Source organism: Carnobacterium sp. (assembly GCF_032094055.1).
Taxonomy (GTDB): Bacteria; Bacillota; Bacilli; order Lactobacillales; family Carnobacteriaceae; genus Carnobacterium_A.
The window spans coordinates 2734-4938 of sequence record NZ_DAMDAK010000032.1; the positions used below are offsets into that span (position 1 = coordinate 2734).

The 2205-nt window shown below is 36.9% G+C and carries 3 protein-coding genes; all 3 read left to right on the forward strand.

Features of this window, described 5'->3' with window-relative positions; all coding sequences use genetic code 11:
* The first annotated feature begins 56 nt into the window (after window positions 1–56).
* A complete protein-coding gene (gene yqeH, locus RT405_RS06560; RefSeq protein ID WP_313468571.1) occupies window positions 57–1187 on the forward strand; it encodes a ribosome biogenesis GTPase YqeH in 1131 nt (376 codons plus the stop codon).
* A gap of 44 nt (window positions 1188–1231) precedes the next feature.
* Window positions 1232–1546 (forward strand): ribosome assembly RNA-binding protein YhbY, encoded by a 315-nt coding sequence (gene yhbY / locus RT405_RS06565; RefSeq protein ID WP_192986469.1) that lies wholly within the window; start codon window positions 1232–1234, stop codon window positions 1544–1546.
* 25 nt (window positions 1547–1571) lie between these two features.
* Window positions 1572–2205, forward strand: a 634-nt coding sequence (locus tag RT405_RS06570) for a nicotinate-nucleotide adenylyltransferase (protein WP_396163403.1), incomplete at its 3' end; no start/stop codon positions are given.

The following is a 2205-nucleotide window of genomic DNA, read 5'->3' on the forward strand; positions in this document are numbered from 1 at the left end:
TATTATGAACTATTTAATCAAAAAGAACCCAGATATGAGATGGAGGAAGTCATTACATGGCGAAAGAGTTAATGAATGAAGAAGAAATACGGTGTATCGGTTGTGGAGCACTTATCCAAACAACAGATAAAGAAGCTCCAGGATATACTCCAGAATCAGCGTTGAAAAAAGGACTTGAGAACGGTGAAGTTTATTGCCAACGGTGTTTCAGGTTGCGTCACTATAATGAAATTCAAGATGTTCATTTAACAGATGATGATTTTTTAAAATTATTAAATGAAATCGGCACGGAAGATGCCTTAATTGTTAATGTAATCGACATTTTTGATTTTAATGGCAGTTTGATTCCTGGGATGCACCGTTTTGTTGGCAATAATCCTGTTCTTTTAGTTGGAAATAAAGTAGATTTATTGCCTAAATCATTAAAAAGAGGAAAAATGACCCAATGGTTGCGCGAACGAGCTTTTGAAGAAGGTCTGCGTCCAGAAGAAGTTATTTTGACAAGTGCCGTGAAGCCTAAAGAAATGGAAGCTTTATTAGAAACGATTGAAAAACACCGTAAAGGACGAGATGTTTTTGTGGTCGGAGTAACCAATGTTGGGAAATCAACTCTTATCAATCAAATTATAAAAATGACAGCTGGTGTGCAAAACTTAATCACGACCTCACAATTCCCAGGAACGACTTTAGATAAAATCGAAATTCCTTTAGAGGACGGAAAATTTTTAATTGATACTCCAGGCATTATTCACCGCCATCAGATGGCACATGTTTTAGGAGATAAAGATTTAAAATTGATTGCCCCTAAAAAAGAAATAAAGCCGATGGTCTATCAACTAAACGAAGGCCAGACATTATTTTTTGGAGGTGTCGCAAGGTTTGACTACTTGAAAGGTGGAAGACGCTCCTTTACTGCTTATACCTCTAATGACTTAAAAATTCACCGAACAAAGTTAGAAAACGCATCTAATTTGTATCAAAAGCAAGTCGGAGAATTATTGCAGCCGCCAAGAAAGAATGAAGTAGCCGATTTTCCTGAGTTGGTTCGTTTTGAATTCACGATTAAAGAAAAATCGGATATTGTTTTTGCCGGCTTAGGCTGGGTAACGGTGAATGAGCCGGGAGCGATCGTTGCAGGATGGGCGCCTAAAGGCATTAACGTGGTCATTCGTAAATCATTGATTTAACAAATAAAAGAATTGCTGATAGTGTGATTCAATAGGAGCAGAAAATGAAATTAACTGGAAAACAAAAACGCTTTTTAAGAAGCAAAGCACACCACTTAGATCCGATTTTTCAAATCGGAAAAAACGGCTTAAATCCGGAAGTGATTGTCCAGATTGGTGAAGCACTTGAAAAACGCGAATTGATAAAAATCAATTTATTACAAAATACAGATGAAACAGCTGATGAAGTAGCTGAAGAAATTGAAGCAAAATTAGGCTGCCATGCAGTTCAAGTCATTGGTCGTGTGATTGTTTTATTTCAGCCTTCGTCACAAGAAAAGTACCAACGTATTTCAACAGAATTGCCATTAAAAAAATAAGAATAAAAAGTAAAGAAAGGTGATTATTTTGAAAAGGCAGACGGTTTCTTTTAATCAGACAGAAGTTCTTACAAACAGTATACCTGAAAGAACAGAACGAAAAAAAGTAGGTATCCTTGGAGGGACCTTTAATCCGCCGCATATCGGGCATTTGATTATTGCAGACCAAGTAGGTCAACAACTGGGTCTAGATAAAGTATGCTTTATGCCAAGTGCCAATCCGCCGCATCAAGACAAGAAGACAGCTATTGAAGCTGCTCATCGTATGAAAATGGTGGAAGCTGCTATACAAAATAATCCTTTTTTTGATATTGAAAAAAGCGAAGTCGAAAGAGGCGGAAAAAGTTATACCTACGATACTATGTTACAATTGACGAGAGCTAACCCAGATACAGACTACTATTTTATTATCGGAGGCGATATGGTAGAATATTTGCCTAAATGGTATAAAATCGAAGAGTTGCTGCAGTTAGTACAATTTGTAGGCGTAAATCGACCTGGCTACGCATTGACTACTACTTACCCCATTATTTGGGTAGATGTTCCATCAGTGAATATTAGTTCAACGTTAGTACGTAAAAAATTGGAAACGAAGTGTTCTGTTCGTTACTTAATTCCTGATGAGACATTAGCGTATATTTCTGAAAAGGGGTTATATC

What these genes read in the sequence shown, in the direction of transcription:
- yhbY (WP_192986469.1), top strand. Translation starts at nt 1,232, where the DNA reads ATGAAATTAACTGGAAAACAAAAACGCTTTTTAAGAAGCAAAGCACAC.
- yqeH (WP_313468571.1), top strand. Translation starts at nt 57, where the DNA reads ATGGCGAAAGAGTTAATGAATGAAGAAGAAATACGGTGTATCGGTTGT.